This window comes from Clostridium malenominatum (genome assembly GCF_039521365.1).
Classification (GTDB): domain Bacteria; phylum Bacillota; class Clostridia; order Clostridiales; family Clostridiaceae; genus Clostridium_AW; species Clostridium_AW malenominatum.
In genome coordinates this window covers 160,522-186,526 of sequence record NZ_BAAACF010000006.1, presented here as the reverse complement: position 1 = coordinate 186,526, position 26,005 = coordinate 160,522, and the positions used below count along the sequence as shown (strand labels likewise).

Here is a 26,005-nt window from a genome sequence, read left to right as displayed (position 1 = left end):
ACTTTGTGCAATTTTGAAAGAACATTTCTTTCAACCTTATCGGGTAAAACTGATTAAGGAAACTTCGACAGCGTAGCTGCGAAGTACTCTGTTTCTAGAAAATCGAAGATTTTAAGAAACAGAGCATCTGGTGATTATGGCTTGAAGGTAACACCCGTTCCCTTTCCGAACACGAAGGTTAAGCTTCATAGCGCCGATGATACTACAAGGGCAGCCTTGTGGGAAAGTAGGTCGTCGCCAGGTCTAAACATTGTTCCGCGATAGCTCAACGGTGGAGCACTCGGCTGTTAACCGATAGGTTGAAGGTTCGAATCCTTTTCGCGGAGCCATTTTTATTTTTTGACAAATATAAAAAAAGTTTTAAAAATACTATTGACTTTTCTATAAAGCTATAGTATTCTAATTTATAACATAATTAATTAAAAACTGTGACAGGGATAAGTAAACAAATCAAGGTTTAAAAGAGAGTGGGATAAGGTGTAAGCCCATAAACTAAGGTTGTTGAAATTCACCCTTGAGTTGTAAGCTGAAATTATTAAAGTAAGCTGAGCCGGCGAAAGTCGTTAAGAATTAAAAAATTGATAGAATATATCAATTTTAGAGTTATAAATTTGGGTGGTACCGCGACATACTTTCGCCCCATTGGAGGGAGATAGGTATGTTTTTTTTATACCCAAAATTAAATAAAGCAAAAATTATGATAGGGATAAGTAAATAATAAGATGTTTTACAGAGAGTGGGATAAGGTGTAAGCCCATAAACTAAGGTTATTGAAATTCACCCTTGAGTTGCAAGCTGAAATTATTTAAAGTAAGCTGAGCCGGCGAAAGTCGTTAAAGATTACAAAATTGATAGAATATATCAATTTTTAGAGTTATAAATTTGGGTGGTACCGCGGCATACTTTCGCCCCATGGAGGGAGATAGGTATGTTTTTTTTATACCCAAAATTAAATAAAACAAAAATTGTGATAGGGATAAGTAAATAATAAGATGTTTTACAGAGAGTGGGATAAGGTGCAAGCCCATAAACTAAGATTATTGAAATTCACCCTTGAATTGCAGGCTGAAATTTTTAAGAGTAGGTTGTGCCGGTGAAAGCCGTTAATATATTAAGTGATAAATTTGAGTGGCACCGCGAGACATACTTTCGCCTCATAAGAGGATAAGTATGTTTTTTTTATAAGCAAAAACAATAAATATACAGGGGGTAATAACTATGATAAGTAAAAGAATATTAAAGGTTTTAGTAACAGGGGTAATAATGGGGACAGTTATACTTGGAGGATGTGGAAAAACTGCTACAACTTCAAATGATAAGAAGGTAAGTAAGATAGGAATAACTCAGATTATAGAGCATGAGTCTTTAGATGCTGCTAGAAAGGGATTTATTGATGCACTTGAGAAAAATGGATATAAAGATGGGGAGAATATCCAAATAGACTTTAAAAATGCTCAAGGGGATATGCCAGTAGCTCAAACTATTGCTCAGGGCTTTGTATCAGATAAAAAGGATTTAATACTTGCTATAGCAACACCGACAGCGCAAGCAGCTTATAACGCAACAAAGGACATACCTATTTTAATAACAGCAGTTACAGATCCAGTGAAGGCAGGACTTATAAAATCTGTTGAAAAGTCAGGCACTAATGTAGCTGGAACTACAGATGCAGCACCAATTGATAAGCAGTTTGAGCTATTAAAGAAATTGGTTCCAAATGCTAAGAAGGTAGGTATTTTATATAACACTAGTGAAGTTAATTCAGAAGCCGAAGTAGAAAGAGCTAAAAAAATAGCTCCGGAATATGGGCTAGAGATTATAACAAAAGGAGTAACTAACGTAAATGAAATTACTCAAGCTTTAGATGCATTAAATGATAAAATTGATGTTTTATATGCTCCAGCAGATAATGTTGTTGCATCCTCAATGCCCATAATAACAGCTAAATGCACAGAAAAAAATATACCTATAATCGGGGCTGTAGTTGCTGAAGTTGAAGGTGGAGCATTGGCCACTGAAGGTATAGATTATTATAAACTTGGGTATCAAACAGGAGAAAATGCTGTAGAAATACTTAAGGGAAAAAATCCTAAGGATATGGCAGTGACTACTTTACAGGATACAGAATTAGTTATAAATATGGATATGGCAAATAAATTGAAAATAAATATTCCAGAAGATTTGATAAAAAAAGCTAAGATTATTGGAGGGAGTAAATAATGATTGATTTTTGGATTAGTGTATTAGAACAAGGACTAATATTTTCTATAATGGTTTTAGGAGTATATATTACTTACAAAATACTAGATTTTCCTGATTTATCTGTGGATGGAAGCTTCCCTTTAGGAGCATCTGTAACAGCGGCTGCCTTAATGGGTGGAATTAATCCATATATAGCCTGCCTCTTATCTTTAGTAGCAGGACTTGCAGCTGGAACAATAACGGGATTACTTCATGTTAAGCTTAAAATAACAAACCTTTTATCAGGAATTTTGGTAATGATAGGATTATACTCCATAAACCTAAGAGTTATGGGTAAGGCTAATGTGCCACTATTTAATAAAGATAATATTTTTATAGAGGGAGTACATCCTCTAATAGTTATAGTTTTATTTGTTTTATTAGTAAAACTAGCGTTGGATTTTTTCTTAAACACAAAATTAGGATTTATTTTGAAAGCTACAGGAGATAATCCACAATTAGTTACATCTCTTGGAATGGATAAAGGACTAATAAAAATATTGGGCTTAGCTATGTCAAATGGATTAGTGGCTCTATCTGGGGGAATGATGGCTCAATACAGAAGATTTTCAGATGTTGGAATGGGGACAGGAATTATAGTTATGGGACTTGCCTCAATTATTATAGGAGAAACAATATTTAAAAGAATTTCTATATTAAAAGCTTCCGCAATTGGAATTTTGGGTTCAGTATTATATAACGCTTGCACAGCTTTTGCATTAAAGTTAAATTTCCAAACTACAGATTTAAAATTAATAACAGCAGTAATTGTAGTAATAGCACTATCCATGAATGGGAAAACCCTTTCATTTAAACCAAAAAAACTTTTATTTAGAGGAGGAAATTCTTATGTTAAGAATAGAGAATCTGCTCAAAACATTTAATAAAGGAACAGCTAATGAAAATATACTTTTTAATAATTTATCCTTTACTATAGAAGATGGAGATTTTATAACTATAGTTGGTAGTAATGGAGCGGGGAAATCTACTTTACTAAATATAATATCTGGTTGTATTGAAGAAGATGGAGGTTCAATATTTTTAAATGGAGATGATATATCAAAGCTTCCAGAGCATAAAAGAACTAGATTTATGGGTAGAGTATTTCAAGACCCGTCCCTTGGAACTTCTCCTTCTATGACCATACTTGAAAACTTGTCTATTGCGCAAAATAAAGGAAAGAAGTTTGGACTTTCTAAAGGAGTTAATGGAAAGGATGTAGAGTATTTTAAAGAGTTATTATCAAAGTTAAATTTAGGTCTAGAGGATAAGCTCTATACTAAGGTTGGAATGCTATCAGGAGGACAAAGACAGGCCTTAGCACTAATTATGGCGGCTATGTCAAATCCAAGCCTAATGCTTCTTGATGAACACACAGCAGCTTTAGATCCAAAGACTTCAGAAATAATAATAGAACTTAGCAATGAAATGGTTGTAGATAGAAAAATAACTACGTTAATGGTAACTCATAATTTGAATCATGCTATAAAAATAGGGAATAGGCTTATAATGATGCATAGAGGTGAAATAATTTTAGATATTAAAGGGGAAGAAAAGAAGTCTTTAACCATTAATAAGTTATTATCCTACTTTGATAGCGCTCAGTCTAATGAAGTTATAAGCGATAGAACCTTATTTTCCTTTTAGTTTAAGATAATCTTCATATAAAATTAAGGTACTTACAAAGGGATTTGAGTTAAAATATATATAATATATATATAATATATATATAATAAAATTAAGGAGAGAGGTAAAAATGAAAAAAGTTGGTACAGTAACCTCAGCAATTGGATTCATATTTGTAGGTACATGGTTGATTTTAAGAAACATCGCCTTTGAATTTAGTGGAGAAATAATAAAGTGGTGGCCACTATTAATAATACTCTTTGGAGTTGAAATTATAGTTTTGCACAATGGAAAAAAGGAAGAGAATAGAGTAGGATTTAATTTTCTCATTATACCAATGATTATGGTTTTTATAGGTATAAACGCCTTTGTAGTCGTTGAAAGTAGATTGCCTAAAGGTTTTGATATATTTAAAGATGGTGTAGGAGTAGTATTAAATGATGCTAAGTTCATGGAAAATAAGAAGAGTATAGAAGTGGAAAAAGAACTATCATCCTTTGGTAATAAGTTTTCTTTTCATACTAATAATGGTGATGTTGTTATTAAAAAATCTGAGGATGGAAAGATTAAACTTAAATTAAAGGTATATGTAGATAATAATGATAAAAGAAATACCTATGAAATAAAAGAAATCAAAGGAAAAGATGGTTATGAAGTAGCTATAGAGGATAGCTTTATTAGAGGGGTAGAAGGTGAAATATATCTACCAGAAAATTTAAACGTGAATATTGATATAAACAACCTAAAGTTTAATAGCGAAGAATATAAGGTTTTAAATAATTTAGAAATAGACTGTAATAACGCTTCAATTTATTTAGGAGATGCAAAAAACTTAACCATTAAGGCTAATAATGGATTAATTCAAGGAAAGAATTCTAGTATAGCTAATATAAATATGAACAATGGTCAAATTAAATTTGACGGAGATGTACAAGAAGGTAAAATTAAAATAGATAATGGTGAAGTTGATATAAATAATAAAGTTTGTAAAAACTTAAATATTGAAATGAATTTAGGTTCTGCAAAGGTAGATACTGAAGATAATAATTTAGAAGTTTCTGCTAAGGTTAATCAAGGGAAAATTGATATAAATGAAGATAGTAGGGTCAATGGAAACTTGTCTAGAAAAATTGGCAATGGTTCTGGAAAGCTAAATATCGATGTTAAGGTTGGGTCTATAGATGTAGAAACTAGCGGAGAATGGTAATTGTATTGCCATCGCATTCTAAGATTATATCTCCATGGATATCTGTTCTATAAAGCTTAATATTTCTGGTTTGAAGCCTCTTTATAATGGCTTTACTAGGATGTCCAAAGGAGTTATTTTTACCACAACTGGCTATGGCTAGTTGTGGTAAAATGCTATCTAGGAATATTTCAGAGGAGGAGGTGCTACTGCCGTGATGTCCAAGTTTTAATACATCACATCTTATACTATTTCTCTCTATAATATCCTGTTCAACAGAAGCCTCGTTGTCACCCATGAATAAAAAGCTACGATTTCCATAATTTAAATAGATAGCAGGGGAATAATTATTTAGATTATCGTATTTCTCATTTATGGGGGAGAGAATTTCACATTTTACTTTAGGGTGAAGGTTTATTATTTTCCCTTCTTTAGCTACATTTATCCTTAATTTTTTTCTTTTAAGAGACTCTATCATTCTATTAAAATATCTAGTGTTAACGGTAACTTTGGGAGCCCAGAAGTTTTTAATTTTGAAGTTATCTATTATTAATTCCATCCCACCCATGTGATCTTCGTGGGGATGAGTTGCTACTACGTGGTCAATTTTTTTAATTCCTTCTTTTTTAAGATAAGTAGAAAGCTTTTCACTGGCTTTACTTTCTCCACTATCTATAAGTAAGCTATTTTCACCTATTGTAATTAAGGTACTGTCTCCTTGTCCTACGTCTATAAAATGTATCCTTAAAATATCATCATTAAAGGCAGGTCTTTTTATAGGAACCATTATAATTAAAATAATTAATAGTAATTTTAACATGTTTAAGTAAAACGACTTTTTCAAAAGAATCTGCCCTCCTAAATCAAACTATCTTCTATTCTACCCAAACCACTTTATTTAAAACATATATGTTATATGATATAATAAAAATGCAATTGTTAATTTCCGAAAAGATAGGAGATGTAGATTATGAAAACATATTTATTGTTTTTACAGTTTGGTATTTATATGTTAGGGTCGGTGTTTAAAAAAAGTAAAATTGAGAAATTGAGAAGAGAAGGTAAAGATAAGGAAGCGGATGAATTTTTAAAAGATATTTATTTAAAATGGGCGGATTATATTATTAAAAAAGTTGGAATTAGGATAAACATTAAAGGGGAAGAAAATCTTCCTAAAGAGGGAGCTCTTTACGTAGCAAACCATCAAAGTTTGTTTGATATACCTGTTTTAGTAGCAGCCACCAAAGTGCCTATGGGTTTTATTGCTAAAAAGGAATTAGAAAAAACTAAGCTTATAAGCGGTTGGATGAAGGAAGTTAACTGTATATTTATGGATAGGGAAAATGTTAGGGAATCTTTAAAGTCCATAAATGAAGGCGTTGAAGTGCTAAAGAGGGGGTATTCCTTATCTATTTTTCCAGAAGGAACTAGAACAAAAACAGGAGAACTTTTGGAATTTAAAAAGGGAAGTATGAAACTAGGAACTAAAGCGGGAGTGCCTATTGTACCGATTACTATAGATGGTACTATAAAAATAAGAGAAGGAAATGAAAGCAAGAAAATTAGAGGAGCAGAGGTGAATGTGGTTATTCATAAGCCTATTGATCCAAAGGAACTAGATAGAGAAAGTTTAAATAATCTATCAGAAATAGTAAAGGATACTATAGCTAAAGGGTTTTAAAAATAATAATCAGCTTTGCAGAAAAACAAAGCTGATTATTAATTTTTTGTAAGCAAATCTCCTAGAAGTTTAATTTTTTCTTCTAACAATTCGTTGCTGTTTTCTATGGAGAGTATTTTATTTTCTAAATCATTATGTAGTTTTTTTAAGCCTTTTATTTCCTCTTTATAAAAAGTTTCTTTCTTCGATAATTCTATTAATGTAGGATTATAAATAGTTTTGATAGCCTTTCTTTTTTGGAGGAACAATTTTATTTTTTCTAGAGTTTCTGATTTAACTTTCTCCATTTTGACTTTAGTTTTATTAACAAATTTAATTGTTAAATCAATAATACTATTAATAATTGATATTAATTTATCCAAAAGCAACCCTCCTAAAAAGCATTTATATTATATAATTGTACATTATTTAAAATCTTATACAAGGAGTTTGTTAAATGAGAAAAGAAAATAATTTTTTAGACATACTTAATGTTTTTTATAAAAAAATAAATGAGAAAAAGATTAATAAGATAAAAGCCAAGAATATAAGATTAGAAGAGAACATTATTCAAATAAAAGAAGAAATTAAAGATAAAAGTATAAAGCTAGAAAAACTAGAAGAGAATTTTAAAGATAATAATGAAAAATATAAAAGAATTATGGAAATATTTTTAAGTAGGGGAATAAATTTTACTATAATAAATAAAAATTATAAGTTAAATGAGTGGGAAAACCTTGTCGTTAATAAAAGAGGTGACAGATGGATTATTGAAACAAAAGATGGAGAGAAATTAAAGATATTGGATAGGGATGAAACCTCTCTTTTAGAAGATATATTAAAGGAAAGAAATTATAGCTTAGTTATAACAAGAATAGAAGATAAATTGATTAAGGTTAAACTTCATGTAGTTTAATCTTTTTCCTTTTAATAATACTCTATTGATTTATCACAGTGATGTGATAAAATTATGTAAAATAAATATTCATACATGTATGTATATTTATACAATAAGTATATAAATATTTAGAAAATACAAATAAATCACACATGCGATTAAAATGATAAAAACGTTGTATATACATATATCTACATAAAAATATTAAAAAAATTAATAAAACCCTATTGCATATTTATAAATTAGAATGTATAATAAACATATCGAAGATAAATAAAAGGAGATGGGGCTATGAAAAAGATTATTGCATTAGTGGGGGCACTTGTAATAACATTTTCCACATTGGTCGGATGTGGAAATAGTAAAAAAGAAGAAGCAAACTTAATTGGACTTCAAAAGGTTAAAAAAGAAGGAGTGTTATATATAGGTCTAAACGACACTTATCCACCAATGGAGTTCAGGGATGAAAAACATGAACTAGTTGGATTTGATATCGATCTAGGAAATGAAATTGCAAAGAAAATTGGGGTTAAAGCAGAGTTCGTAAACAACGATTGGAAAGGAATTATATTATCTCTTAAAGCTAAAAAGTTTGATATGATTCTTTCAACTATGACTATTACTGAAGAAAGAAAAAAGGAAATAGATTTCTCAGAACCATATATAGTAGGTGGACAAAAGATAGTTGTTAAGAAAGAAAACACTTCAATAAAAGATACGCCTGATTTAAAAGGAAAAGTGGTAGGTGTTCAATTAGGAACTACTGGTGAAATGGCTGCTCAGAAAATTGAAGGAATAAAAGAAATTAAAAAATATGACGGAGTAACAGAAGCATTTAATGATTTAGAAGTTGGAAGAATTGACGCAGTTATAGCAGATGGACAAGTTGGAGGATATTACTTAAAGAAAAGAGGGGGAGATTTAGTGCTTTTAGATGCTAAACTCTCAGAAGAAAATGTAGGTATTGGCTTTAGAAAAGAAGACTCAGATTTAAGAGACGCAGTTCAAAAGGCATTAAATGATTTAAAATCAGAAGGAACTTTATCTAAGTTATCAGAAAAATGGTTTGGATATGATTTCTATAAATAGATAAATAACTAAGACCCCTTTTTATAAAAATTTCATATATAGCCCCTTTGAAGAGTAGACTTTTCATTGGGGCAATAACTTTGAAAATAATTTTAAAAAATATAAATATATAAATATTATAAAGGAGAGATATTTTATGAAAAAGTCATTAAAAGCATTACTATTAGCTACTATAGTAGGTAGTTTACTTGTAGGGTGCGGAGGAAAAGATAATGCAGCAGATAAAGCTTTAAATACTTTAGAAAAAGTAAAGGCTGAAAAGAAAATAAAAATTGGACTTGAAGATACTTATCCGCCAATGGAGTTTAGAGATGAAGCAAATAAACTTGTAGGATTTGATATTGATTTAGCAGATGCAATAGGTAAAAAACTTGGAGTGCAAACAGAATATGTTATCACAGAATTTGGTGGACTAACTATGGCGTTAAATGCAGGAAAATTTGATATGTCTCTATCAGCAATAAGTGTAAATGAAGAAAGAGCAAAGCAAGTTGATTTTTCAGAAGCTTATGTTAAAGGTGGTCAGGCTATCGTAGTGAAGAGCGACAATGGAAGTATCACTAAGGTTGAAGATTTAACTGGAAAAACAATTGGAGCTCAATTAGGTACTACAGGAGAAGAAGCGGCTAAAAAGATTGCTGGAGTAAAAGAAGTTAAGACTTACGATAAGGCAACTCAACCATTCCATGATTTAGAAATCGGAAGAATAGATGCAGTTGTTGTAGATGAATTTGTTGGAAGATACTATTTAGCAAAACAAGAAGGAAAGTTTAAAGTTGCAGTAACTTTAGATGAAGAACCAATAGCTATAGCATTTAAAAAAGGTGATAAAGAAATACAAGAAGCAGTTAAAAAGGCAATTGAAGAGTTGAAAAATGATGGAACAATGTCAGAACTATCAATAAAGTGGTTCGGTGAAGATATTTATAAAAAATAATTAATTTTGAAAAAAAGGTTTTATAAAAAGGGGTGGCGAAGCTTTGGATATCAATTTATTACAAAGAATATTTCCAATACTATTAAAAGCAACTACTGTAACTGTACAGCTAACGACTATTTCGGTGGTACTAGGGACAGTTATCGGAATAATTGTGGCGCTACTAAAATTATCAAAAAATAAATTGATATTAACAGTAGCTTCACTTTATACATGGATTATTAGAGGTACTCCGATGCTTCTACAACTATTCTTCTTCTATTATGGACTACCTTTTGTTGGAATAAAGTTAGAACCTATGTCAGCAGCCATTATTGGACTTAGCTTAAACTCAGGAGCTTACATGGCGGAAATAATAAGAGGTGGAATTTTATCTGTAGACAAGGGACAATTTGAGGCTTGTAAAGCATTAGGATTTACTTATGGTCAAACTATGAGAAGGGTTATACTTCCTCAGACTATAAGGGTTTTAATACCTTCAGTAGGTAATGAATTTATAACAATGCTAAAGGATACATCCTTAGTTTCTGCTATAGCCATGGAAGAGTTAATGAGAGCAGCACAGCAGGTTTACTCATCTAACTTTAGACCAATGGAACCATTTTTCGTAGCAGCATGTATTTACTTAGCTTTAACTACTGTATTTACTACCTTGTTCTCAATTTGGGAGAAGAAGTTGTCTGTATACTAAGAAAAGGAGGAATAAACTATGTATATGATAGAGGCCATAGATGTTACTAAAAAATTTGGGAGCTTAACGGTTTTTGAGAATTTAAACGTAAATGTTAGTAAGGGAGAAGTTCTAGTAATTATAGGACCTTCTGGGTCAGGTAAAAGTACTTTTCTAAGATGCTTAAATCATTTAGAAATAGCAAATGAAGGGCAGATAATAATTGAAGGAGAAAAGTTAGAAGAAAAAAATAAAGAATTAGTAAGAAAAGTAACCACTAAAATGGGCATGGTATTTCAAAACTTTAATCTTTTCCCACACATGACAGCCTTAGAAAATGTTATGGAAGCTCCAAGGACAGTTAAAAAGGAAAATAAAGAAGAAGTAAAGAAAAAGGCTGAAAGACTACTTAAGAAAGTTGGTCTTGAAGATAAAATGGATTATTACCCATCAAAGCTTTCAGGGGGACAGAAGCAAAGGGTAGCTATAGCAAGAGCGCTTGCCATGGAGCCGGATATAATGTTATTTGATGAGCCAACCTCTGCATTAGATCCAGAATTGGTTGGAGAAGTTTTAAATGTTATGAAGGAACTAGCAAGTGAAGGTATGACCATGGTAGTGGTAACTCATGAAATGGGCTTTGCTAAAGATGTGGCAGACAGAGTTATTTTTATGGATGGCGGAAAAATTGTGGAAGAAGGTGTGCCTGAGCAAATTTTCACCTTCCCAACACAGGATAGAACAAAAGAATTTTTGAAAAAAGTAATATAGAAATTATGAGGGGGCTAATTTATGAATAAAGATAAAGTTGTACTAGCATATTCAGGGGGATTGGATACGTCTATAATAATTCCTTGGTTAGAAGAAAATTATGATTTAGATGTTATTGCTGTATGTGTTGATGTAGGACAAGACGATGACATGGAAGAGGTTAAGAAAAAGGCTATAAAAACTGGGGCGGTTAAAGTTTATGTAGAAGATGTAAAAGAAGAATTCGTTAAAGATTATGTATATAAAGCATTAAAAGCTGGGGCAATATATGAAGATAAATATCTTTTAGGAACTTCCCTTGCAAGACCGCTTATAGCAAAAAAGTTAGTGGAAATAGCACAAGCTGAGGGAGCAAAATATATATGTCACGGTTGTACTGGAAAAGGTAACGACCAAGTTAGATTTGAAGTTACCATTGCAGCCTTTGATCCATTTATCGAAATCATAGCGCCTTGGAGAATATGGGATATATCCTCAAGAGAAGATGCTATTGATTATGCGCTAGCTAAAGGTGTAGATGTACCTGTAACAAAGGAAAAAATATATTCTGTTGATAAAAACATTTGGCATACAAGCCATGAAGGCGGAGACTTAGAAGACCCACAAAATGAGCATAAAATAGATTTATATTCCATGATAACAGCGCCAGAAAAAGCTAAAGATGAACCTACTTATGTAGAAATTTACTTCGAAAAGGGAGAACCTAAAAAAGTAAATGGAGTAGAATTAAATGGAGTGGAACTCGTAACTACTTTAAATAAAATTGGTGCTGAAAATGGAATAGGTATTGTGGATATAGTTGAAAACAGACTAGTTGGAATGAAATCTAGAGGGGTTTATGAAACTCCAGGTGGAACAATACTTTTTGAAGCTCATAAGGAATTAGAAAGATTAACTTTAGATAAATTAACTTATCACTATAAGCAAGGCATAGCTCTAAAATATGGAGAGCTTGTTTATGATGGACTTTGGTTTACAACTTTAAAGGAGTCCTTAGATGGATTTGTAGATGTAACACAGGAAAATGTTACAGGCACAGTTAAGATGAAGCTATATAAAGGAAATGTTACAAATGCAGGAGTATTTACAGAAAATGCACTATATGACAAGGGAATTTCCTCCTTTGGAGCAAGTAATTTATATAGTCATAAAGACGCTGGTGGATTTATAAAATTATTTAGCCTTCCATCCAAGATAAAGGCATTAAAAAACAAATAATTTAAAAATTAAGAGTTGAGAATTAATAATTTTCAGCTCTTAAATAATATTATGAGAAAGGATGTAGTTTATGAAGCTTTGGGGAGGAAGATTTAAAGATAAAGAAAGTAAGCTTATGGAGGATTTTAATAGTTCCTTAAGCTTTGATAAGGAATTATATGAATATGATATAAAAGGAAGTATAGCTCACGTTAAGATGTTAGCTAAATGCAATATTTTGACAGAGTGTGAAAGAGATAAAATAATTGATGGATTAGAGTCTATTTTAAAGGATATTAATGAGGGACAGTTATTAATTGAAGGAGACTACGAAGATATCCACAGCTTTGTGGAAATGAATTTAATTTCACGTATTGGAGATGTGGGTAAAAAACTTCACACTGCAAGAAGCAGAAACGACCAAGTGGCAGTGGATTTTAGACTTTATGCCAAGGATAGAGCTAAAGAAATTATAGAAGAAATTGAAGATTTAATGAATGTAATAGTAAAATTAGGGGAAGAAAACAATGTAATTATGCCAGGATATACCCATCTTCAAAGGGCACAAGTAGTTACTTTTAAATATCATATAATGGCTTACCACAGTATGCTTTTAAGGGATAAAAAAAGAATGATAAATGCCTTAGATATTATGGATGAAAGTCCATTGGGATGTTGCGCTTTAGCAGGAACTACTTATGATACAGATAGAAATTTTACAGCTAAAGAATTAGGATTTAAGAAACCTGTAGATAACTTCTTAGACGGGGTAAGTGATAGAGATTTTGCCCTAGAAGTTTTAGGAGCCTCATCTATTATAATGATGCATTTAAGTAGACTTAGCGAAGAAATAATACTTTGGAGTAGTAAGGAATTTGATTTTGTATTAATAAGTGATGAGTTTTCCACTGGAAGCTCTATAATGCCTCAAAAGAAAAATCCAGATGCGGCGGAGCTTGTAAGGGGTAAAACAGGTAGAGTATATGGTGATTTAATTGCTCTTCTTACTACAATGAAAGGAATTCCATTAGCTTATAATAAGGATATGCAAGAAGATAAAGAAAGATTTTTTGATGGAGTTAACACTGTATTAAGTTGTCTTAAAATAATGAAGGGAATGCTTTCTACTTTAAAAGTAAAATCAGAAAACACTAAAAAGGCCGTTAAAAAAGGCTTCCTAAATGCTACTGAAGGGGCAGATTATTTAGTTACTAAAGGCATCCCATTTAGGGACGCTCATAGAATAATAGGAGAAATAGTCCTTCATTGCGAGGGTGCAGGTAAAGGAATAGAAGAACTAAGCTTAGAGGAATTACAAAAATTCAGTCCTGTATTTATTGAGGATGTTTATGAATTTATTGATTATGAAAATACCTTAAATAGAGGAATTAAAAAGGAAATAATTAAGTAGGAATTGGGGACAGTTATGATGGTTTTATATCATAACTGTCCCCAATTTTTCGATTTTGAATATTTGAACAAATTCTTTATTCCTTATATAATATAGGGAGTAGTATAAAGTGGAGGGATAGATATGAAATACAATTTTGATGAGATTATAGATAGAAGAAATGTAGGAGCTGTGAAATGGAAGGGGTATGATGAGATTATACCTATGTGGGTTGCAGATATGGATTTTAAAGCCCCTGAGGAGATAATTGAAGCCATAAAAAGCAGAGCTGATGAAGGAACTTTTGGATATACTTACTTAAATAAACAATATTATAATGCAATAATTAATTGGGTAGAAAAAAGACATGGATTTAAAATAGAAAAAAACTGGATATATTCAACTCCAACTATAGTATCCGCATTATATTGGCTTATACAAACCTTTACTGAGGTTGGAGATAAGATAATCATCCAAACTCCTGTATATCATAGATTTAAAGGTGCCATAGAAGACAATGGAAGAATGGTATTAGAAAATCCTTTAAAAGAATTAGAGGGAAAGTATTATATGGATTTTGAAAACCTAGAAAGTAATATTGATTCTAAGGTGAAGATGATAATTTTATGTAATCCTCATAATCCAGTAGGAAGGGTTTGGAGCAAAGAGGAGTTAATAAGGCTAGGAGAAATATGTTTAAAAAATAATATTTTAGTGGTTTCTGATGAAATTCATAGCGATATAACTTTTAAAGGGTACAAGCATACTCCATTTGCCTCACTTGGCAATGAATTTGCGGAAAACTCTATTACTTGTATATCCCCAACTAAAACCTTTAATTTAGCAGGAATTCAGGTTTCTAATATTATAATACCTAATGAAAATTTAAGAAAAAAGTTTGATAATACTATGAAACTTAATGCTATGGGAGACATAAATATATTTGGAATTATAGGTTTAATTGCAGCCTATGAAAAAGGTGAACAGTGGTATAGAGAGATGCTTTATTACATTGAAGAGAATTATAATTATATGAGAGAATACATTGAAAAAAATATGCCTATGATAAAGGTAACAAAATTAGAAGGTACATATTTAGCATGGGTGGATTTTAGAGCACTCCGTATGAATAGTAAAGAATTGAAGAGATTTTTAAGTGAAGAAGTAAAAGTAGCTTTTAATGAGGGGCAGCTATTTGGTGGAAATGGTGAAGGGTTTCAAAGAATAAATTTTGCCTGCCCAAGAAAAATATTAGAGGAAGCTTTATTTAGATTAAATATAGGTATTAACAATTGCAAAACATGGAGTGAAGATGTATGAATGAAATACTAGATGAAATAATTTATGAAAATAGAAAATATTTATGTGAGGGACAGGTAGCAAGCTATATACCAGAATTGAAAAATGGAAATAAGGATGCTCTAGGCATATATATCACTACTTTAGAAGGAAAGGAATACTTTGGTGGGGATTATTATACAAAGTTTACAATCCAAAGTATATCTAAAATAATTACTTTAGCCCTTGCAATCATGGATAATGGAATAGAATATGTATTTTCAAAGGTAGGTATGGAGCCCACCACAGAAGCTTTTAACTCTATTGTGGACCTGGAGATGAAGAATCTAAATAAACCACTGAATCCAATGATAAATGCAGGTGCTATAGCAATATCCTCAATGATTAAAGGGGATACCTCAGAAGAAGCATTTTCTAGAGTTTTGGATTTTGTAAGAAAACTTTCTGGAAATGAAGAATTGGATTTAAATTATAATGTGTATGTTTCAGAGAAAAAAACAGGGAATAGAAATAGATCCCTAGCTTATTTTATGAAAAGTACAGGAGTAATAGAAAATGATGTGGAAGCAGTATTAGATGTTTATTTTAAACAGTGCTCTATTGAAGTGACCTGCAAGGATTTATCAAAAATTGCTGCAGTGTTTGCAAACAACGGAGTTATACCTTGGACAGGAGAGAGAATAATAGAAAAAGAAGTAGCACAAATAGTTAAAACTATTATGGTTACTTGTGGCATGTATGATGGATCAGGAGAATTTGCAGTAAAAATAGGACTTCCTGCAAAATCAGGAGTAGGGGGAGGTATCCTTGGTGTATCTCCTAATAAAATGGGTATAGGTATTGTGGGACCTTCTTTGGATAAAAGAGGGAACAGTATAGGTGGAGTAGAGGTTTTAAAGGATTTATCCCAAAAACTAGATTTAAGTATATTCTAAAAGCGCTTGATTATATGAAGAATAAATGTTATACTTTTATGCGAGTGAATATAACCGATAGAGGCGCGGTGTTTAATAGTAATTACACGGACTTAAGCAGTATGAAGTGTGAGGAAAGGAAATATCGCCGAAGCGTACAGTTAATGCTTTGATGCTGTATGACTGGTTTTGCTTAAAATATGAGCAAGATTGTCACAAAACTAATTTGTGGAGAGCTATCATTCAAACAATATGTGAACACATAGACTTAGTGTATACATGCCCTTGAGTGATAAGACTTAAGGGTATTTTTGTTTTAATGGGCATCCTCTCCCCTCAAACTATTCACTTCAAATAATAAAATTTTAGGAGGAGAAGAGATGAAAAGAAAAAATCTTGTAATTACATTAACCTTTATGTTAGTGTTACTGTTATCTACAACAGTATTCGGAGCAGAAACAGATCCTGCTTTACTTAATTCTCAAAGATTTGGGATATTAACAATAATACCACCTTTAGTAGCTATTATTTTAGCATTTATAACTAAAAATGTTGTTATCTCATTATTCTTAGGAGTTTTCTCAGGAGCATTTTTAATTCAATTAAATAATGGAGGAGCCCTTTCAGCAATATTTAATGGATTTTTAGATGTTATAAATAGACTAGTAGGTTCTTTGGCAGATCCATGGAATGCAGGAATTATACTTCAATGTATGACCATTGGTGGACTTATAGCTTTAGTATCAAAAATGGGTGGAGCAAAGGCCGTTGCAGAAAGCTTAGCTAAAAAAGCTAAAACGCCAATAAGTGCTCAGATTATAACTTGGTTATTAGGATTATTGGTTTTCTTTGATGACTATGCTAACTCTTTAATAGTTGGACCAATAATGAGGCCAGTTACAGATAAAATGAAAGTTTCAAGAGAAAAGTTATCTTTTATAGTTGATGCTACAGCAGCACCAATTTCAGGTATTGCTTTAATATCAACATGGGTTGGTTATGAAATAAGCTTAATAAAAGATGCTTATGCTTCAATTGGACAAGAAGTAAATGCTTATGGGTTATTCGTACAAACTATACCTTATAGATTTTATAATATATTAATATTATTATTCATAGTTGCTTCAGCATTGACTTTAAGAGACTTTGGACCGATGCTTAAGGCAGAAAGAAGAGCTAGGACTACAGGGAAGGTTTTAAGAGATGGTGCAAAACCTATGGTTTCCTCAGAAGCAACAGCACTTGAGCCAAAGGAAGGAATAAAATTAACCGTTTGGAATGCTATAATACCTATAGGTGTTTTGTTAATAGGTTCTTTTGCAGGATTTTATTTTAATGGATATAAAAGCATAATGGGTGGAGAGGATGAAGCTTTAAAAGCTATCCTAACTTCAGCTCCAGCATCATTTACTGCTATTAGAGAAGCCTTCAGTGCTTCAGATGCCAGTGTGGTTTTATTCCAGGCAGCATTGCTTGCAAGTATTGTTAGTATTATTATGGGAATGATACAAAAAATATTTACTTTAGAAGAAGCATTAGATACTTGGGTAGAAGGAATGAAATCATTAATTATAACAGGGGTAATATTAGTACTTGCTTGGTCACTAAGCAGTGTTATTAAGGAATTAGGTACTGCTAAATTCTTAGTTAAGGTTTTTGAAAGTTCATTACCACCATTTATGTTACCAACTTTAATATTTGTTATGGGATCAATTATTTCCTTTGCAACAGGAACTTCCTATGGAACTATGGGAATACTTATGCCTCTTGCAGTTCCAATAGCATTTACTCTTGGAGGAGGAGATGCTCACTTTATGATAATTAATTGTAGTGCAGTTTTGACAGGAGCGATTTTCGGAGACCATTGTTCTCCAATATCTGATACAACCATACTTTCATCTATGGGTACTGCTTGTGATCACATAGACCACGTTAATACTCAAATAATGTATTCATTAACTATAGGAGCTATTACTATACTCTTTGGTTATTTACCAGTAGGGTTAAACCTGCCAATTATAATAGTTTTACCAGTAGCTATATTTGCAACAATCGCTACGTTATTTATATTCGGTAAACCGGTAGGAGATGGAATAGCCTCAAAATCTTTAGAAAAAAAAGTTGTATAAATTAAAAAAGGAAATAGTTTTCTATTTCCTTTTTTTTACTATCCGATGACTACCCGCTCTAATACTCCAATCTTCTTCAGAGTGGGAGCTAAGAGCGGCTACGTCCCTGGATAACGATTTCTAAGAATCAGACGGAGTAAAAACTCCACCTGATTCTTAGAAATCTGTTTATCTTTCTTCGTGTACTTCTCTATCTCTACCTAAGAATGAAATAGCATACAATCCAGCTATACCAACTAGAGAATAGATAACTCTTGAAAAAGCAGTCATGTTTCCGAAAAGAGTAGCAACTAAATCGAAGTTAAAGAAACCTATAAGTCCCCAATTTATTGCTCCTATTATAACTAAGATTAGCGAAATTACATCCAATCCTCTCATAAATACATCTCCTTTATTTATTTAATAATGCAATTATATTCTTGCCAAATAATAAAGAAAATATAACAAAAAAATAGAAATTCAAAAATTCATTTGAATTTCTATTATAAAATAATATTTCTGTCTATCTTCTGAAGTAAACATACCATTGTGGAAGTTTTTTGTACACCGTCAATTAGCTGAATTTTCTCAGCTAGTAAGCTTTGTAGGTGGGAAATATTTTTGCATAATACCTTGAAAAATATACAATATTCTCCTGTAGTATAGTATAATTCAACTACTTCTGGTATTTGTTCTATATTTTGTGAAACGGAATTTAAATAAGAAGCTTTCTCTAAATTTATTCCTATAAAACAACAAATGTCGTATCCAAGCTTAGCGCTATCTATTAAGAGTTTAGAGCCTTTAATTATTCCCATATCCTCCATTTTTTTAATTCTTACATGTATAGTTCCTCCACTAACATGACATTTTCTGGCGATTTCTAAAAATGGAGTTCTAGAATCCTTGGCTAAAACTGATAATATTTCTAAATCTAAAGAATCTAATTGTAGATTTTTGCTGAATTCCAAAATAATCACCTCAAAGCTATATTATTATATATATTATACAAAAGAATTAAAAATATTGTTGATATATTTTAAAAAATATAGAATAATATTATAGTATAGATCTTTATAAAGGGGGAATAACAATTGAAGATGTCTGATTACTTAATGCTATTAGCCTTTACTTTAGTTATAATTATAGGTTATAATCTTTTGAAGATTTTTGTTTTATCAAAATATAAGCCCAATAAATGGATTATATTTGCCATAGCATTAGCAATATTAACAGGAAGTAATACTGCAAAATTAGGTTACGATACTATACCGGGTTTAGCTGTATCTGCCGTATTTGCAATTTTTGTATTGTGGTTTGTAGATTTGTTTAAAGATGATAGACTAGAAATGAAAAATGTAAAAGGAAAAAAAGATATAAAAATGAGACCTAAAGCAAAGCCAAATAGGGTAAAGAATAATAATGAAAAATAAAGTAAATAATATATAAAAGTGGGTGTTGGTATAAGCCAACATCTTTTTTATATAATTTTTTATATATTTTTAAAAAAAATCATAAAATTTAAAGGGTTTTAGAATTTTTTATAGAATAGTTAATAATAAATTCTAAATAATTTATTCTAGAGTACGAAGGAGAGATTAAATGAAAAAAGAAGTTATTGAATGCACTAAAGCTGCACCAGCGAGAGGCCCATACTCCACTGCAATAAAGGTAGGAAACTTATTATTCATATCAGGAAGAACTCCAAGTGACTTAATAACGGGGGAGTTAATTGATGATGATGTCAAAAATGCAACAAGAGTAGCTTTAGAAAATGTTAAAGTTATATTAGAAGAATCCGGTTCAAGTTTAGACAATGTGATCAAAACAACAGTGTTTTTAAGAGATATCAATGATTTTATTCAAGTAAATGAAATATATGGCGAATATTTTAAGGTAGATCCACCAGCTAGATCATGCGTACAAGTGGGTAAATTGCCAAGGAATGCTGCAGTGGAAATAGAAGCAATAGCCATTATTGAATAGAAAGGAAGGGTTTGATATGAAAGATTTAAAACTAATTTGCACTGGTTGTGGAAAAGAGTATTCTGTGGAAAGAGTAGATCCAAGATGCGATGATTGTAATGAGCCATTGGAAATGGAACTTATAAAAAAGGGAAAGATTAAAGAAGGTAACCCATTACAGCACACTATTCTAGAAAGATATGCGGATTTTTTTCCATTTAAGGAAATTAGAAGGGACTTATCATTAAATGAAGGTTTTACTCCAACAGTATCAATTCCTAGAATTGCTAAAAGAATTGGATTAAAGAATTTATATTTTAAAAATGAAAGCCAAAATCCAACTTGGTCTTTTAAGGATAGGGGTACTGTTGTGGCAATACAACATGCTCATAGCTTAGGTTTTAAAAAGGTAGGCGCAGTTTCCACGGGAAATATGGCAGTGTCCGTTGCAGCCTATGGAAAAAGAGCGGGCTTTGAAACTTTTATATTTGTTGGAAAAAATATTCCACAGGAAAAGCTAAATCCTATAGCAATTTATGGGGCAAACTTAATTAAGGTTGACGGAGATTATGGCAAACTTTATTACGAAAGTTTAGAAATAGGAAGAAAACAAGGGATTTATTTTATAAACTCTGACGTTACATATAGAGTAGAGGGATATAAGACAGCGGCTTTTGAGATGTGTGAACAGTTAAATTTTAATATTCCCGATTATGTAGTTGTACCTACTAGTGCAGGGGGAAATGTTAGAGGTATATATAAGGGATTTAAGGAGTTTAAGGAAGTTGGTATCATAGATAGAATTCCAAAGATTATTGTAGCACAAGCAGCGGGATGTTCTCCGATTTTCAATGCCTTTGAAAAGGGCTCAATGAAAATTGAAAGGGTACAAAATCCAGAAACTATTGCTCATGGTATAGAAAATCCATTCCCTCCAAGTGGAAATGCGGTATTGAAAATGTTAAAGGAAAATGGTGGAACATGCGTGGCTGTTTCTGATGAGGAAATAATTATTGCTCAAAAGGAAATGGCTGAAAAGGGTGTCTTTGGGCAACCAGAATCTTGTGTGCCTTTAGCTGCAGTTAAAAAGTTAAGACAGCAAGGCTACTTAACAGAAGAGGATAGTATAGCTTGTATAGTTACAGGAAGCGGTCTAAAGTATACAGCTGCTTTTGAAAAACATAATTTAAATGCTCATTTATGTAAGCTAGAAGAACTTGATAGCTTTATTAAAGATAATTTTTAATGATTTAAGAAATCCCTATTTGGGGATTTCTTTGTTTTATTTTATAGAACTTTTTAATATATTATAATATAGTAGAATTTGAGGTGATGATATTGAAGATTATTGATTTGCATTGTGATACCATAGACTTATTGGAGAGGGAAAAAAGTGGTGGAGATTTATTTAAAAATAGTTTTTCTGTAGATATACAAAAGCTAAGTCAGGGAGGATCCTTGGCCCAATTTTTTGCATTGTTTATAAATAAGAATGAACATAAAGATGTGAAAGAAAAGTGTATTTCCCTTATGAAAAGATTTTACTTTGAGATAGATAGCTATAAAGATTATATAGCTTTAAGTAGAAATCTTGAGGAGATGTATAGAAACAAGGATGAGGGTAAGATTTCAGCCTTTTTAACCATAGAAGAGGGGGCAGTTCTTGAAGGTAAAATGGATAACTTATATTATTTTTTTGAAAATGGAGTAAGATTAATCACTCTTACATGGAACCATCCTAATGAAATAGGTTTTCCAAGTGTTAAAGATGAGTATATGGTTAAAGGATTAACCTCTTTTGGACGAGATTTAATAGGTGAAATGAATAGACTTGGAATGATAGTTGACGTATCGCACTTATCAGATAAGGGCTTCTATGATGTAGCAGAAATTTCTAAAGCACCTTTTGTAGCATCTCATTCAAACTCCAGAGAATTAACTCCTCATAAAAGAAACTTGACTAATGAAATGATTAAAATCCTATCTGAAAAAGGAGGAGTAATGGGTATAAACTTCTACAATAAATTCCTAGAGACTTCAGGGGACAGTTATATGGCGAAAGTGGAAGATATGGTAAGGCATATTAAACATATACGAAATATTGGAGGTATAGATTGCATTGCCTTAGGTACAGATTTTGATGGTATAGGAACACCGGTAGAAATTGAAGATTTTTCACAAATGGATAAATTAATCTTTGCTTTAGAGAAAGAGAGATTTTCATATGGGGAAATAGAAAAAATATGTTATAAGAATGCAGAAAGGGTAATAAAAGATACACTAAAGTAAAGGATGGATGAAAGTGACAAAGGATAACATAGGAGTATTTTCTTGGTTTGGATATATAATGCCTTTGGAAGAAAGATTGAGCATTATTAAGAATAGTGGTTTTAATGCTGTGGCTATCTGGTGGGAGGACGAAGAGGGAGACGTTATTATTAAAAAGGAAGAAATACCAAGGTTGGTGAAAAAAGCAGGGCTTTTTATCGAAAATATACATGCTCCCTTTTGTGATATAAACAGTCTTTGGAGTGAGAATGAAAATTTAAGAAGAGAAATAGTAGAGAAACATATTCAGTGGTTAAAAGATTGCAAAGAGTTTAATATACCTGTTATGGTTATGCATATATCTGAAGATTTTAAAGTAAAGGAACCCAATAATATAGGGCTTGAAAGTATGAGAGAAATAGTTAATGCAGCGGAGGAATGCGGAGTAAAAGTAGCTATTGAAAATACGGATAACAATGCTTTAATTAGCTATATATTAGAGAACTTAAATTCAAAGAGTTTAGGATTGTGTTTTGATACTTCTCATAATGAAATATCCCATAACAATGAAATAAATCTATTAAAAAACTATGGGGACAGATTATTTGCAACTCACATATCTGATAATGATGGTTTAAAGGATAGACATTGGGTGCCCTTTGATGGAACTATAAATTGGGAAGAATTTACTAAGGATTTCCCAAAGGACTATAAGGGATGCTTTAGCTTAGAGATATGTGCAAGAACAAAAGATAAAACACTATCTCCAGAAGATTATATGACAAAGGCTTATAAAAGAATAGGTAACCTGAAAAATTTATTTGATTAATGAATAATAGAAATAATTTATGCTAAACTTTAGCATAAATTATTTTTTACTTGACATTAGAACATATGTTCGAATATAATAAAAGTGTAATATTTATGAGAAAGAGATAATATACTTATTATAGATTACGAAGGTAGAAATTTAAGGAGGTATACTTTATGGATAAAAAATTATTTATAAAAATATACTATAATGTAAGTGGACAAGAGGTAGAAGAATTAGAAGGCGGCTCAAGATATTTAATTGGGGGAGGCTTTTACAATAAAGAAGGGGGACACTTTACATATAAAGCTAGAAGCTTAAAAGAAGCAAAGGATATAGCTAATGATATTTCTTATAAAAATAGTCTTAAAAATTTGAACTTCATCCTATTACCGGACAATATTCATATTCAGTAGTATACATATAATTAAAATTTAAAATTTAATAAAAAGACATATATCTCTGCTCCTTATTTATTTTATTTTAATTTCAATAATTAGCTTTAATTAAGGAGCAGGGTTTTTTATTTTTTGATTTTAATTTAAGACTATGGGGACAGTCATAAATTTTTCCATAAAATTTTCCAAGGTATATAACAATTATAAAAGTTTATCGTATTAATTGGTATAACCTAGTAAATTGAAATACGGGAGGAAGTTATATATGAAAAATAAAAAATTAATTTCTTTTATTATTGGTACGTCAATTGCTATGACCAATTACTCGTCAGTTTTAGCAATGAAATTAGAAAATAAAGAAATGACTGTCCCTACTAAGGAAGTCTTAACTACTGTAGAAAAGGACGTAAGACTATCTAAGGAAAAAGCAAAAGAATTATCGCAAAAAGTTATTAAAGATTATTTTAATAAGACTGTGAATGAAAAAGAGTATGAAGTTTATGCATCCCTATCAACAAATGGAGAGAGACAGGAATATTTTTGGGAGATATCCTGGAGAAATAATAATATAAGCAATAATACTAGTATAGAAGTTTCCATTAATGCTGATACAGGGAAAATTTTAAGAGCTTACAATAGAAGCTATGTTGATGGAGAAAATAATAATATATCAAAAATAACTGAAGAAGAAGGACAAAAGAAAGCAGAGGAATTTTTAAAGAAAAATAACCCGGAACAATTCAAGGAAACAGCTTATATAAAGGAACAAAGATTTTACACTTATGTAAATAACAGCACAACTTACACTTATAGGTTTGCAAGAAAAGTTAATGGGATTTTTTATAATGACGATGGACTAACAGTTGAAATAGATGGGGTTAAGGGAGAAATAATTAGTTATTATGTAAATTGGGAAGAGGGAGTAAAGTTATCCCCACCAACAAATTATTTATCAACTAAAGAAGCGGAAGGTATATTAAAAAAAGAGGGACAGTTAGATTTACGTTATATCACTTATAGGGATAAATATGACACAGGTGAAAAGTTAACAAGATCTAAACTAGTGTATATGATGGAATTACCTTATGGAGGGGAATTAGACGCTTATAGCGGAAAATTTATTAATAGTAATTTGTATGAAAAAATACAAAAAGATTTGTCCACAGAAGAACGAAAGGAAATAATTAATAAACTTCAGATCAAACAGCCTTTGGATAAAGAAATAAGTGAAGGTAGAGCTTTAGAAATAGCTAAAAATAATATTAAACAGCTATATGGGGACGGGTATGAAACTGGATCTATAAGATACTTCGAAAACAAAGATGGAGTAAATGGAGCATCAAATACGTGGACAATAGATTTCAGCAAAAAGATGGATAATAAAAAAGGATATGATGGTGGAAGTATAACCATTAATGCACTTAATGAAAATATAGTTTCTCTTTACAAAAACTATTATATGGAAAATGAAGAATCAAAAGCTAATCTTACTTGGGAAGAAGCTTATAAGATTGCTATAAATGCAATTGCTAAACATTCACCAGAAAAGTTTAAAGAAATTAATACTAAGGCTACTACTCAAAAAAATGATATTGAGAATCTAAAAAGTTATGGAGATAAGAGATATTATTTCAGTTTTCCAAGAATGGTAAATGGAATACCTTATATGGAAAATAATATTACAGTATCAGTAGATGCTGCAAAGGGACATTTAGTTGAATATAGACTGAATTGGAATGAAAATATGAAGTTTGATGCCCCAGAAAAGTTAATACAAAAGGAAGAAGCTAGTAAAATACTATTTAACAAAAGCAAAACTGAATTATCCTATAGAAAAATTAATAAGTCTACAGATTATTCAAAACCAGATTGGGAAACAAAATTAATTTATACAATTAGGGATAGTTATAATTATAACTTCACAGCATTAAGAGTAGATGGATTTACAGGCAAGATTTTAAATGATTCCGGAGAAGAAATTGATGAAAATATAGAAGTATATATGAAAAAAATAAAGGGAAGTCCTTATGAAAAGGAATTAACAATTTTAGCTCATAATGGCGTAATGGACACAGCTAGTTTTGAAGCTACGAAAGAAATTACTAAAATGGATTTTATAAAAATGCTGGTTAATGCTAAAGGTTATAGACCTTATTTGTTAAAGGAATCAAGCAAACTGAGCTTTGATAGCGGAATGAATAAAAGTGATGCAAATTATAAATATCTCCAATTAGCAGTTCACTATGGAATATTAGAAAACAAAGAAGGTAAATTTGATCCTAAGGAAAAGGTTACAAGAAACGATATGGCTAAGATATTAGTTAAGTTTTTAGGATATGATAAGCTAGCTAATTCAAAGGACATTTTTTCATTAAAAGTAAAAGATTTAAAAGATATAAAAAATGAAGATATAGGATATATAGCAATTGCAAAAGGTCTAGGAATTCTGCAAGAACAAAACAATAATATAAGACCAAAAGCAAATGCAACATGGACAGAACTTTCAATTGGCGTTTATAAAGTCTTAGACAATATAAGAAGAGGATATTAAATAAAAAAAGCCTCAAGAGTCAAATG

At 31.1% G+C, this 26,005-nt stretch carries 26 protein-coding genes, 1 tRNA gene, 1 rRNA gene, 1 riboswitch and 3 other annotated features; of the genes, 24 read left to right on the top strand and 4 right to left on the bottom strand.

Annotated features, from left to right (window positions below; all coding sequences use genetic code 11):
- Positions 1 to 126: 126 nt before the first annotated feature.
- The 6 genes from rrf (at position 127) to ABDZ69_RS15330 (ending at position 5,074) form a co-directional block, all read left to right on the top strand.
- Positions 127 to 243 (top strand): 5S ribosomal RNA (rrf, locus tag ABDZ69_RS15355).
- A gap of 11 nt (positions 244 to 254) precedes the next feature.
- Positions 255 to 329: transfer RNA gene (locus tag ABDZ69_RS15350), tRNA-Asn, on the top strand.
- A 90-nt stretch (positions 330 to 419) separates the two neighbouring features.
- Positions 420 to 645 (top strand) — a binding site (T-box leader).
- Between the two features lie 43 nt (positions 646 to 688).
- Positions 689 to 916, top strand: a binding site (T-box leader).
- Positions 917 to 958: 42 nt separating this feature from the next.
- Positions 959 to 1,160 (top strand) — a binding site (T-box leader).
- Between the two features lie 58 nt (positions 1,161 to 1,218).
- On the top strand, positions 1,219 to 2,220 hold the full coding sequence (locus tag ABDZ69_RS15345; RefSeq protein WP_343771014.1) for an ABC transporter substrate-binding protein: 1,002 nt from the start codon (positions 1,219 to 1,221) through the stop codon (positions 2,218 to 2,220).
- A 2-nt stretch (positions 2,221 to 2,222) separates the two neighbouring features.
- Positions 2,223 to 3,125 (top strand): ABC transporter permease, encoded by a 903-nt coding sequence (locus tag ABDZ69_RS15340; protein WP_343771022.1) that lies wholly within the window; start codon positions 2,223 to 2,225, stop codon positions 3,123 to 3,125.
- Positions 3,091 to 3,888 (top strand): ABC transporter ATP-binding protein, encoded by a 798-nt coding sequence (locus ABDZ69_RS15335; protein ID WP_343771012.1) that lies wholly within the window; start codon positions 3,091 to 3,093, stop codon positions 3,886 to 3,888. Before ABDZ69_RS15340 ends, ABDZ69_RS15335 begins: the two co-directional genes overlap by 35 nt.
- A 109-nt stretch (positions 3,889 to 3,997) precedes the next feature.
- Positions 3,998 to 5,074, top strand: a complete 1,077-nt coding sequence (locus ABDZ69_RS15330) for a LiaI-LiaF-like domain-containing protein (protein WP_343771010.1) — start codon at positions 3,998 to 4,000, stop codon at positions 5,072 to 5,074.
- Here ABDZ69_RS15330 and ABDZ69_RS15325 read toward each other — a convergent pair.
- Positions 5,058 to 5,897: a ComEC/Rec2 family competence protein gene (locus tag ABDZ69_RS15325; protein WP_343771008.1), complete on the bottom strand. Its 840-nt coding sequence runs from the start codon at positions 5,895 to 5,897 to the stop codon at positions 5,058 to 5,060. The two genes, ABDZ69_RS15330 and ABDZ69_RS15325, sit on opposite strands and share 17 nt — an antisense overlap.
- A 126-nt stretch (positions 5,898 to 6,023) precedes the next feature.
- Between ABDZ69_RS15325 and ABDZ69_RS15320 the strand changes: the two genes are divergently transcribed.
- Complete coding sequence (locus tag ABDZ69_RS15320; protein WP_343771005.1) at positions 6,024 to 6,734, top strand: lysophospholipid acyltransferase family protein; 711 nt, start codon at positions 6,024 to 6,026, stop codon at positions 6,732 to 6,734.
- A 38-nt stretch (positions 6,735 to 6,772) separates the two neighbouring features.
- On the opposite strand, the gene ABDZ69_RS15315 is transcribed toward ABDZ69_RS15320, so the two are convergent.
- On the bottom strand, positions 6,773 to 7,096 hold the full coding sequence (locus ABDZ69_RS15315) for a hypothetical protein (protein WP_343771003.1): 324 nt from the start codon (positions 7,094 to 7,096) through the stop codon (positions 6,773 to 6,775).
- Positions 7,097 to 7,170: 74 nt separating this feature from the next.
- On the opposite strand from ABDZ69_RS15315, the gene ABDZ69_RS15310 reads away from it, so the two are divergent.
- The 10 genes from ABDZ69_RS15310 to ABDZ69_RS15265 all read left to right on the top strand — a co-directional run bounded on the left by ABDZ69_RS15310 (position 7,171) and on the right by ABDZ69_RS15265 (position 18,007).
- Positions 7,171 to 7,629: a hypothetical protein gene (locus ABDZ69_RS15310; RefSeq protein WP_343771001.1), complete on the top strand. Its 459-nt coding sequence runs from the start codon at positions 7,171 to 7,173 to the stop codon at positions 7,627 to 7,629.
- A 273-nt stretch (positions 7,630 to 7,902) separates the two neighbouring features.
- Positions 7,903 to 8,700, top strand: coding sequence for an ABC transporter substrate-binding protein (locus tag ABDZ69_RS15305; RefSeq protein ID WP_343770999.1), 798 nt, complete (start codon positions 7,903 to 7,905; stop codon positions 8,698 to 8,700).
- A 136-nt stretch (positions 8,701 to 8,836) separates the two neighbouring features.
- Positions 8,837 to 9,637 carry an ABC transporter substrate-binding protein gene (locus tag ABDZ69_RS15300; protein ID WP_343770997.1) on the top strand — a complete coding sequence of 267 codons (801 nt, stop codon included), beginning with the start codon at positions 8,837 to 8,839 and terminating at the stop codon, positions 9,635 to 9,637.
- Between the two features lie 43 nt (positions 9,638 to 9,680).
- Positions 9,681 to 10,328 carry an amino acid ABC transporter permease gene (locus ABDZ69_RS15295; protein ID WP_343770995.1) on the top strand — a complete coding sequence of 216 codons (648 nt, stop codon included), beginning with the start codon at positions 9,681 to 9,683 and terminating at the stop codon, positions 10,326 to 10,328.
- An 18-nt stretch (positions 10,329 to 10,346) separates the two neighbouring features.
- Positions 10,347 to 11,078 (top strand): amino acid ABC transporter ATP-binding protein, encoded by a 732-nt coding sequence (locus ABDZ69_RS15290; protein WP_343770993.1) that lies wholly within the window; start codon positions 10,347 to 10,349, stop codon positions 11,076 to 11,078.
- Between the two features lie 21 nt (positions 11,079 to 11,099).
- A complete protein-coding gene (locus ABDZ69_RS15285; RefSeq protein WP_343770991.1) occupies positions 11,100 to 12,296 on the top strand; it encodes an argininosuccinate synthase in 1,197 nt (398 codons plus the stop codon).
- Positions 12,297 to 12,366: 70 nt separating this feature from the next.
- Positions 12,367 to 13,686, top strand: coding sequence for an argininosuccinate lyase (gene argH / locus ABDZ69_RS15280; RefSeq protein ID WP_343770989.1), 1,320 nt, complete (start codon positions 12,367 to 12,369; stop codon positions 13,684 to 13,686).
- A gap of 123 nt (positions 13,687 to 13,809) precedes the next feature.
- Entirely contained in the window at positions 13,810 to 14,985 is a 1,176-nt protein-coding gene (locus tag ABDZ69_RS15275; protein WP_343770987.1) for a MalY/PatB family protein, read from the top strand.
- A complete protein-coding gene (gene glsA, locus ABDZ69_RS15270) occupies positions 14,982 to 15,899 on the top strand; it encodes a glutaminase A (protein ID WP_343770985.1) in 918 nt (305 codons plus the stop codon). Before ABDZ69_RS15275 ends, glsA begins: the two co-directional genes overlap by 4 nt.
- A gap of 50 nt (positions 15,900 to 15,949) precedes the next feature.
- Positions 15,950 to 16,125, top strand: a riboswitch (Lysine riboswitch).
- Positions 16,126 to 16,258: 133 nt separating this feature from the next.
- Complete coding sequence (locus ABDZ69_RS15265; RefSeq protein ID WP_343770983.1) at positions 16,259 to 18,007, top strand: Na+/H+ antiporter NhaC family protein; 1,749 nt, start codon at positions 16,259 to 16,261, stop codon at positions 18,005 to 18,007.
- Positions 18,008 to 18,175: 168 nt separating this feature from the next.
- Here ABDZ69_RS15265 and ABDZ69_RS15260 read toward each other — a convergent pair whose 3' ends face one another.
- Both ABDZ69_RS15260 and ABDZ69_RS15255 read right to left on the bottom strand, forming a co-directional pair.
- Positions 18,176 to 18,385 (bottom strand): DUF378 domain-containing protein, encoded by a 210-nt coding sequence (locus tag ABDZ69_RS15260; protein ID WP_343770981.1) that lies wholly within the window; start codon positions 18,383 to 18,385, stop codon positions 18,176 to 18,178.
- A 104-nt stretch (positions 18,386 to 18,489) separates the two neighbouring features.
- Positions 18,490 to 18,957, bottom strand: a complete 468-nt coding sequence (locus tag ABDZ69_RS15255) for an Lrp/AsnC ligand binding domain-containing protein (protein ID WP_425544664.1) — start codon at positions 18,955 to 18,957, stop codon at positions 18,490 to 18,492.
- 123 nt (positions 18,958 to 19,080) lie between these two features.
- On the opposite strand from ABDZ69_RS15255, the gene ABDZ69_RS15250 reads away from it, so the two are divergent.
- The 7 genes from ABDZ69_RS15250 (at position 19,081) to ABDZ69_RS15220 (ending at position 25,979) form a co-directional block, all read left to right on the top strand.
- The gene (locus tag ABDZ69_RS15250) at positions 19,081 to 19,419 is read left to right on the top strand and encodes a hypothetical protein (protein WP_343770977.1); all 339 of its coding nucleotides are present in this window, start codon (positions 19,081 to 19,083) and stop codon (positions 19,417 to 19,419) included.
- 169 nt (positions 19,420 to 19,588) lie between these two features.
- The gene (locus ABDZ69_RS15245) at positions 19,589 to 19,972 is read left to right on the top strand and encodes a Rid family detoxifying hydrolase (protein ID WP_343770976.1); all 384 of its coding nucleotides are present in this window, start codon (positions 19,589 to 19,591) and stop codon (positions 19,970 to 19,972) included.
- Positions 19,973 to 19,988: 16 nt separating this feature from the next.
- Entirely contained in the window at positions 19,989 to 21,197 is a 1,209-nt protein-coding gene (thrC, locus tag ABDZ69_RS15240; protein WP_343770975.1) for a threonine synthase, read from the top strand.
- Positions 21,198 to 21,289: 92 nt separating this feature from the next.
- Positions 21,290 to 22,240, top strand: coding sequence for a dipeptidase (locus ABDZ69_RS15235; protein WP_343770973.1), 951 nt, complete (start codon positions 21,290 to 21,292; stop codon positions 22,238 to 22,240).
- 7 nt (positions 22,241 to 22,247) lie between these two features.
- Positions 22,248 to 23,048, top strand: coding sequence for a sugar phosphate isomerase/epimerase family protein (locus tag ABDZ69_RS15230; RefSeq protein WP_425544663.1), 801 nt, complete (start codon positions 22,248 to 22,250; stop codon positions 23,046 to 23,048).
- Between the two features lie 158 nt (positions 23,049 to 23,206).
- The gene (locus ABDZ69_RS15225; RefSeq protein WP_343770969.1) at positions 23,207 to 23,446 is read left to right on the top strand and encodes a hypothetical protein; all 240 of its coding nucleotides are present in this window, start codon (positions 23,207 to 23,209) and stop codon (positions 23,444 to 23,446) included.
- Positions 23,447 to 23,693: 247 nt separating this feature from the next.
- The gene (locus ABDZ69_RS15220; RefSeq protein WP_343770967.1) at positions 23,694 to 25,979 is read left to right on the top strand and encodes a YcdB/YcdC domain-containing protein; all 2,286 of its coding nucleotides are present in this window, start codon (positions 23,694 to 23,696) and stop codon (positions 25,977 to 25,979) included.
- Positions 25,980 to 26,005 lie beyond the last annotated feature (26 nt).

Excerpts from the sequence above, each read along its gene's own strand:
- ABDZ69_RS15345 (WP_343771014.1), top strand. The coding sequence starts at position 1,219 with ATGATAAGTAAAAGAATATTAAAGGTTTTAGTAACAGGGGTAATAATG.
- ABDZ69_RS15335 (WP_343771012.1), top strand. The coding sequence starts at position 3,091 with ATGTTAAGAATAGAGAATCTGCTCAAAACATTTAATAAAGGAACAGCT.
- ABDZ69_RS15330 (WP_343771010.1), top strand. The coding sequence starts at position 3,998 with ATGAAAAAAGTTGGTACAGTAACCTCAGCAATTGGATTCATATTTGTA.
- ABDZ69_RS15320 (WP_343771005.1), top strand. The coding sequence starts at position 6,024 with ATGAAAACATATTTATTGTTTTTACAGTTTGGTATTTATATGTTAGGG.
- ABDZ69_RS15310 (WP_343771001.1), top strand. The coding sequence starts at position 7,171 with ATGAGAAAAGAAAATAATTTTTTAGACATACTTAATGTTTTTTATAAA.
- ABDZ69_RS15305 (WP_343770999.1), top strand. The coding sequence starts at position 7,903 with ATGAAAAAGATTATTGCATTAGTGGGGGCACTTGTAATAACATTTTCC.
- ABDZ69_RS15300 (WP_343770997.1), top strand. The coding sequence starts at position 8,837 with ATGAAAAAGTCATTAAAAGCATTACTATTAGCTACTATAGTAGGTAGT.
- ABDZ69_RS15290 (WP_343770993.1), top strand. The coding sequence starts at position 10,347 with ATGTATATGATAGAGGCCATAGATGTTACTAAAAAATTTGGGAGCTTA.
- ABDZ69_RS15285 (WP_343770991.1), top strand. The coding sequence starts at position 11,100 with ATGAATAAAGATAAAGTTGTACTAGCATATTCAGGGGGATTGGATACG.
- argH (WP_343770989.1), top strand. The coding sequence starts at position 12,367 with ATGAAGCTTTGGGGAGGAAGATTTAAAGATAAAGAAAGTAAGCTTATG.
- ABDZ69_RS15275 (WP_343770987.1), top strand. The coding sequence starts at position 13,810 with ATGAAATACAATTTTGATGAGATTATAGATAGAAGAAATGTAGGAGCT.
- glsA (WP_343770985.1), top strand. The coding sequence starts at position 14,982 with ATGAATGAAATACTAGATGAAATAATTTATGAAAATAGAAAATATTTA.
- ABDZ69_RS15265 (WP_343770983.1), top strand. The coding sequence starts at position 16,259 with ATGAAAAGAAAAAATCTTGTAATTACATTAACCTTTATGTTAGTGTTA.
- ABDZ69_RS15260 (WP_343770981.1), bottom strand. The coding sequence starts at position 18,385 with ATGAGAGGATTGGATGTAATTTCGCTAATCTTAGTTATAATAGGAGCA.
- ABDZ69_RS15245 (WP_343770976.1), top strand. The coding sequence starts at position 19,589 with ATGAAAAAAGAAGTTATTGAATGCACTAAAGCTGCACCAGCGAGAGGC.
- thrC (WP_343770975.1), top strand. The coding sequence starts at position 19,989 with ATGAAAGATTTAAAACTAATTTGCACTGGTTGTGGAAAAGAGTATTCT.
- ABDZ69_RS15230 (WP_425544663.1), top strand. The coding sequence starts at position 22,248 with ATGAAAGTGACAAAGGATAACATAGGAGTATTTTCTTGGTTTGGATAT.
- ABDZ69_RS15225 (WP_343770969.1), top strand. The coding sequence starts at position 23,207 with ATGGATAAAAAATTATTTATAAAAATATACTATAATGTAAGTGGACAA.
- ABDZ69_RS15220 (WP_343770967.1), top strand. The coding sequence starts at position 23,694 with ATGAAAAATAAAAAATTAATTTCTTTTATTATTGGTACGTCAATTGCT.